This is a genomic window from Roseiarcus sp. (genome assembly GCF_052145395.1).
In the GTDB taxonomy this organism is placed as follows: domain Bacteria; phylum Pseudomonadota; class Alphaproteobacteria; order Rhizobiales; family Beijerinckiaceae; genus Roseiarcus.
Genome location: NZ_JBKQOT010000660.1, coordinates 1 through 6083, shown reverse-complemented (window position 1 = coordinate 6083; position 6083 = coordinate 1). Strand labels below are relative to the sequence as shown.

Below are 6083 nucleotides of genomic sequence, written 5' to 3'. Positions count from 1 at the left end.
TCGACCATCTCAACAGCGCCGGCGACGCCGGCAATTCGGCCTTCGACGACGACTTCGCCTTCGTCCGCGACGTCGCCGAGAGCTTCATCGCGGTCTATTCCGAGATCGTTCGGCTGAACGCAGCGCGGCCTTGGAGCGCACGCGAACGTGAGGAACAACTCGTCCGCAGAGGCCGTTATGTCGAGTTCAATCTCCTCTATGATCGCGGTACGATCTTCGGCCTGAAGACCGGGGGCAACATCGCCTCCATTCTTTCCTCCATGCCGCCCGAGGCCCGCTGGCCCTGAGCGGCTGAAAACACGTGCGAGGACTGTCATGAGCAACGCGGCGCAATCGGGACGCTTCCGCATCGGCGGGAAGTTCGAGGTCAACCGGCTCGGTTTCGGCGCCATGCGCATCGTCGGCAAAGGCGTCTGGGGCCCGCCCGAAGACCGGGCCGAGGCGATCCGGACGCTGAAACGCCTGCCCGATCTCGGCGTCGATTTCATCGACACCGCCGATTCCTACGGCCCCGACTTCTCGGAAGGCTTGATCCGCGAGGCGCTGCACCCTTATGGGACGATCAAGATCGCCACCAAGGGCGGCCTCGCCCGGACCGGCCCCGATGTCTGGATCCCGCTCGGCCGGCCCGAATATCTGATCCAGCAGGCCTTGAAGAGCCGCTGGCGGCTCGGGGTCGAGGCGATCGACCTGTGGCAGCTCCACCGCATCGATGCTACGGTTCCGGCCGGCGAGCAGTTCGACGCGATCAAGACGCTGATCAAGGGCGGCGTCATCCGCGCGGCGGGCCTGTCGGAAGTGAGCGTCAGCGAGATCGAGGCGGCGTCGAAGTATTTCCCGGTCGCGACCGTGCAAAACCGTTACAATCTCGCCGACCGGACGAGCGAGGCGGCGCTCGACTACTGCGCCGGCCACGGGATCGGCTTCATTCCGTGGTTCCCGCTCAACGCCGGCGACCTCGCTCGCGAGGGCTCGGCGCTCGACGCAATCGCCCGCAGGCGCAAGGCCACGCCCGGGCAGATCGCGCTCGCCTGGCTGTTGAAGCGCAGCCCCGTCGTGCTGCCGATTCCCGGCACCGGCAAGGTCGCGCATCTCGAGGAGAACGTCGGCGCGGCGGGGATTGAGCTTTCCGACGAGGAGTTCGGCGAGCTCGATCGCGTCGGGCGCGCGACGGGCTGACCTCCCGCACGGGACCCGCTCGAGATCAGGCAAGAGCGGGCGCTATTTGAGAGGACGCTGCCGATGTATATCGCCATGAATCGCTTCAAGGTCCTCAAGGGCGCCGAGGGCGCGTTCGAGACCGTCTGGCTCTCCCGCGACAGCCATCTCGATCGCGTTCCTGGCTTCATCGAGTTCCATCTCTTGCGTGGACCCGAGCGCGACGACCACGTGCTCTATGCGTCCCATACGGTGTGGGCGAGCCGGATGCGTCCCATACGGTGTGGGCGAGCCGGGAGGCCTTCACCGCCTGGACGCAATCGGAGCATTTCCGCGCCGCGCATCGCAACGCCGGCGACAACAAGCCGCTCTATCTCGGCCATCCCGAGTTCGAGGGTTTCGAGGTCCTCCAGACGGTCGGGAGTCCCAACGCGCGCTAGGCCTGACCGGGGGGCGCCGGAACCGGCTCGGCGCGAAAGCGCATGCGCGAGAGTGGCAGGGGAGGTTTCTCGACGGCTGCCGCCGCCTTTGCCTCATCCGCCAGCAATCCGCGCAGGATCTCGAACTCCCCGGCGAACTTGGCTTGCACGTTCGGCCAGATGTGCTCGAAGAACGGCGCATCTTTCGGCTTCGGTTTGGCGAAGCGCACTTCGAAATGCGTGCCGCCGTCGTCCCGGTCTTCGAACGCATAGCCCATCAGGATTTTCGGAGCGCCCGGGGCCGGCAACAGCGTGGTGAAGGTTACAGAGTCAAACGGGCGCCAGTCGAGGATGTCTTCGACGATGGCGTCCTTGCCGTGCATGCAGTGATTTTGGGTGCCCGCCCCCCGCCGGCCCTTCGCCGTATTTTCGACCACGCTGTCGCTTCCCTGCCAGCGCGGGCGGTTTCCGGGCATCGTGATGAGCTCCCATACCGCCGGCCGGGGCGCAGCGAAGTCGGTCTCGATCACCGCGAACGCATCGGCGCGCTGAACCACGGTTCGCTTCGTGTCGCTATCCCTCGTCCACACCCGCTCGAGGTCGCTGACCCAGCACTTCACTTCGCCAAAGTTGTCGATGGTCTCGACATGCTCCACGAGTCCCTGCGCTTTCGGGTCTATCCCCATCGCTTGCACGCAGGCGTCGGAATAGAGCGCGTAGGCGTGAGCGCCGAATGTCTTGCTGACCTCGTTCTTGAGAAGCCGGTGGACAAGGATCACGTCCCGGCCGGCGAGCTCCTCCCGGCCGGCCATCTTCTGACGGACGAAATCGCCGTGATGAACCACGAACTTCACGTCGAGGCTCTGCATGCGGCTGCAGGCCTGGCACACGCAACTGTTGGCTTGGCGAATATTGCGGAGCCGCTTGCGAAAGGCGCAATACGCGGCCTCGATCGAATCCTGGAGCAGCGACCCGTCGACCTTGTCGGCGAGTGCATAGACGAACGCGGCGTCGCCTTCGAACTTGGCGAGCCGGAACGGCGGACGAAGCGCCTTGACCAGCGTGTCCATGATGTCGGCAATGATGTCCTGGGCGTGGTCGAGCTCGACGCCGGCGACGAAGTTTGTGTACCCGGAAATGTCGGCGATTGCGAAACAAGCCGATTCCGTCTTCGGAAGCATGGCGGACTCCCCCCTGCGCGACGGTCGCGGATGCGCGACGGCCCGCGGCGACGTTTTGCAGAAAGTAGCACCGATCTTGCGAGCCGCCTAACGGGCCTCGCACGCCGCGTCAGCCCCGCAAGCTGTGCGTCTGCGGCGACGGGCCCTCACCCTCTGCCATCCCGACTTCGAAGGTCTTAGGTCCTCCTGGCGGTCAGAAATCCCGACGCGCCTGCCGGGCTTCGAGGCTTCGGCAGGACCACGGCGGCTCTTTAGTGATCGGCAGGCCGAAACGACACAAGAGGATGCGGTGGCCGTCGACCGGAACGGCCGTCGCGAAGCGGCCGAATATGCTTCATACTGACGGCGGAGCCGCCATGCCGATTCGCCGTCTCGATCCCCTGCTTGTCGATCGCATCGCCGCGGGCGAGGTGGTCGAGCGGCCGGCTGCGGCGGTGAAGGAGCTGATCGAGAACGCGCTTGACGCCGGCGCCGGCGCCATCGAGGTGACGATCGAGGCCGGCGGCCGGCGGCTCATCCGCGTGACCGATGACGGCCGCGGCATGGACGAGGCCGACCTCGCGCTCGCCGTCGAGCGCCATGCGACCTCGAAGATCCCGGACGGGGACCTGACTGCGATCGCCACCTTCGGCTTCCGGGGCGAGGCGCTCCCGTCGATCGCTTCGGTGTCGCGGCTCGAGATCCGCACGCGGGCGGCGGGCGCGCCGACGGCTTTGAGGCTCGTCGTCGAGGACGGGACGAAAAGCGCGGTCGCCCCTTGCGCCGGCGGCCCCGGCACCAGGGTCGAGGCGCGGGATCTCTTCGCCGCCACGCCGGCGCGGCTCAAATTCCTCAAGTCCGATCGCGCCGAGGCGCAGGCGGTGTCCGACGTCGTGCGCCGGCTTGCGCTCGGCAATCCGCAAGTGCGCTTTTCGCTCGCGACCGACGTCGGGGCGGGCTTCGACTGGCCGCCCTGCGGGCCGGGCGAGGCGGGCCTCACCGATCGGCTGAGGCAGGCGCTCGGGTCCGACTTCGCCGCGAACTCGCTCGAACTCGCGGCCGCCCGCGAGAGCGTGCGGCTTGCCGGACGCATCGGCCTGCCGACCTTCTCCCGGCCAAACGCGCTCGCGCAATTTCTCTTTGTCAACGGCCGGGCGGTGCGCGACAAGACTCTGTCAGGCGCGTTGCGCGCGGCCTATCTCGATTTTCTGCCCGCCGACCGGCACGCGGTCGCGGCCCTCTTCCTCGAATGCGATCCGCATGGCGTGGACGTCAACGTCCACCCGGCGAAGGCCGAGGTGCGCTTCCGCGACGCCGGCCTCGTGCGCGGCCTTGTGGTCGGGGCGGTCAAGCAGCGGCTCGCCGAGGCGCTGCACCGCGCCGCCGCGACCGGCGGGACCGCGACCGTGCTCGCCCTGCGGCCGCCGCAGCCGTTCCGGCCCGCGCCGCCGGCGGGGGGCTGGGACTGGCGCGCCTCGCCCGCCGCGCCGCCCGGCGGAGGAAGCGGAGCGCTCGCGGCGAGCTTCGCCGAGCCCGCGCAACGGAGCTTCGCCGAATTCGCCCCCGCTGCGGCGGTCGCCGCAGAGGCGCCCGCGGAGCGCGACCTGGCCGCGCCGCTCGGGGCGGCGCGCGCCCAGGTGCACAAGACCTATATCCTCGCCGAGACGCCGGACGGCCTGGTGATCGTCGACCAGCACGCGGCGCACGAACGGATCGTCTACGAGACGCTGAAAGCTCAGCGCGAGGGCCGGGGCGTCGAGCGGCAGGCGCTGCTCCATCCCCTCGTCGTCGATCTCGACCCGGACGCGGCGGGGCTGATCGAGGCGCACGCCGAGGCGCTGGCCTCGCTCGGCCTCGTCGTGGAGGGTTTTGGCGCAGGCGCGATATTAGTGCGCGAGGCGCCGGCGATCCTCACCCAGGATGAACTCCCCGGCCTCGTCCGCGACCTCGCCGCCGACCTCGCCGCCGAGGACGGGACGCTGAGCCTCGCGCGGCGGCTCGACCAGTTTTTGGGGACCTTCGCCTGCCACCATTCGGTGCGCTCGGGCCGGCCGCTGAAATCCGAGGAGATGAACGCGCTGCTGCGCCAGATGGAGGCGACGCCCGGCGCCGGCCAGTGCAACCACGGCCGCCCGACCTACGTCGAGCTGAAGCTCGCCGACATCGAGCGGCTGTTCGGGAGGCGATAGCTCCCTTCGCCCCGCAAAGCGAGAAGAAGGTGGCGGCCGGAAAAGGCGCCGGGTGAGGGTGCGACCCGCGCACGATGTTGCGCACCCTCAAGATATCAAACGCTTACGACCTCCCCTGCGCGACTCGCGATGGTCGCCGCCTCGACGGGGGCGGGCGGCTCGGGTGCGTGGGTCAAGGCGAGCGGCGGCGGGGCGAGGCGCGCGGTCGGACGCTGGCGCGCGGGCTTGCCGAGACGGGCCGGCCGCGCGAGGCCGTGATAGCGGTCGAGTTCGGCCACGATCTTCACGAAATGGGGGATCGCCTTCACCTCGCCCTCCTCGAGCAACGCGTCGGCGCAGAGCAGCGCCTTGTTGAGGCGCGCGACCTGAAGACGGGCGTAGTCCTCCGGCGAATCGAGCCGGCGGTCGGCGAGCGCCTGGGCGATCGCGCGGCGGACTGCGGCCACGCTCATACCCATGGCGTTGGCGATTTGCGGAACGCTGTAGCCGGACATGAGCAGGTCGAAATAGCTTTCGCGCCGCTCGATGAGCCGGGCGCGCCGCGCCTTCCCCGCGGCGCGCTTGCGCGCCCACTCGGACAGCGGCTTTTCGTCATCGGGCAAGCGCGCTCCGGGTTCTTCTGATCCTGAAGCTATGATACCGCTATTTCCGTTTTTCCGCAACACAAATCATTTCGCCTTCCCGGCAATGCGCCCCTGCGGCGCACGGGAGAAGGTTGGATCGCAGAGAATCGCTTTCGAGCCGGATTCGACCTTGAGCAGGAGTTCGTTGCGACCGATTCAACGTCGCGTATCGACGTAGAGCGGGCATTGCGACGCGCGGCCCTGAACGCCTAAATTGGGCGGAAAGTGCGCCTACAGCGGTCGCCTCGGGAAGGGCCGGAATCCGCGCCAAAGCCGTCCTTCCGTTGCGAGCGCGAAATAAGCGTTACCGCCCATTTGCAGCATCCTCGCCTGTAAAACTGCGCACTCCTGGGATTTAGTTTCGTCTACATTACAACAATGTTCTTGACATTCACGTCGGTGTCGTGGTGCTTAGTAAATTTGTGAGAAAAGCTGGGGAGGACTTGATGAAACGGATCATCAGAACCATCGCGCTCGGTCTACTGGTAGTAACGGCCCTTGCCGGCAAGAGCGGGTGGCGGGAGGCTCGGGCGC

General features: G+C 67.7%; 5 protein-coding genes and 1 pseudogene. 4 read left to right on the top strand and 2 right to left on the bottom strand.

Annotated features, from left to right (window positions below; genetic code table 11):
- The 3 genes and pseudogenes from ACLP25_RS22715 to ACLP25_RS22705 all read left to right on the top strand — a co-directional run.
- Window positions 1-287, top strand: a 287-nt coding sequence (locus ACLP25_RS22715; RefSeq protein WP_442471406.1) for a coproporphyrinogen III oxidase, incomplete at its 5' end; no start/stop codon positions are given.
- 28 nt (window positions 288-315) lie between these two features.
- Window positions 316-1179, top strand: a complete 864-nt coding sequence (locus ACLP25_RS22710; RefSeq protein ID WP_442471405.1) for an aldo/keto reductase — start codon at window positions 316-318, stop codon at window positions 1177-1179.
- Between the two features lie 63 nt (window positions 1180-1242).
- A pseudogene (locus tag ACLP25_RS22705) lies at window positions 1243-1598 on the top strand (antibiotic biosynthesis monooxygenase family protein).
- Here the strand turns inward: ACLP25_RS22705 and ACLP25_RS22700 are convergent.
- A complete protein-coding gene (locus ACLP25_RS22700) occupies window positions 1595-2758 on the bottom strand; it encodes a DUF2652 domain-containing protein (RefSeq protein ID WP_442471404.1) in 1164 nt (387 codons plus the stop codon). The pseudogene ACLP25_RS22705 and the gene ACLP25_RS22700 sit on opposite strands and share 4 nt — an antisense overlap.
- Window positions 2759-3114: 356 nt before the next feature.
- Here ACLP25_RS22700 and mutL point away from each other — a divergent pair, with 356 nt between their 5' ends.
- Window positions 3115-4926: a DNA mismatch repair endonuclease MutL gene (gene mutL / locus ACLP25_RS22695; RefSeq protein ID WP_442471403.1), complete on the top strand. Its 1812-nt coding sequence runs from the start codon at window positions 3115-3117 to the stop codon at window positions 4924-4926.
- Window positions 4927-5021: 95 nt separating this feature from the next.
- Here mutL and ACLP25_RS22690 read toward each other — a convergent pair whose 3' ends face one another.
- Window positions 5022-5528 (bottom strand): hypothetical protein, encoded by a 507-nt coding sequence (locus ACLP25_RS22690; protein WP_442471402.1) that lies wholly within the window; start codon window positions 5526-5528, stop codon window positions 5022-5024.
- Window positions 5529-6083: the final 555 nt, after the last annotated feature.

Coding starts and splice junctions, on each gene's coding strand:
- mutL (WP_442471403.1), top strand. CDS start 3,115: ATGCCGATTCGCCGTCTCGATCCCCTGCTTGTCGATCGCATCGCCGCG.
- ACLP25_RS22700 (WP_442471404.1), bottom strand. CDS start 2,758: ATGCTTCCGAAGACGGAATCGGCTTGTTTCGCAATCGCCGACATTTCC.
- ACLP25_RS22710 (WP_442471405.1), top strand. CDS start 316: ATGAGCAACGCGGCGCAATCGGGACGCTTCCGCATCGGCGGGAAGTTC.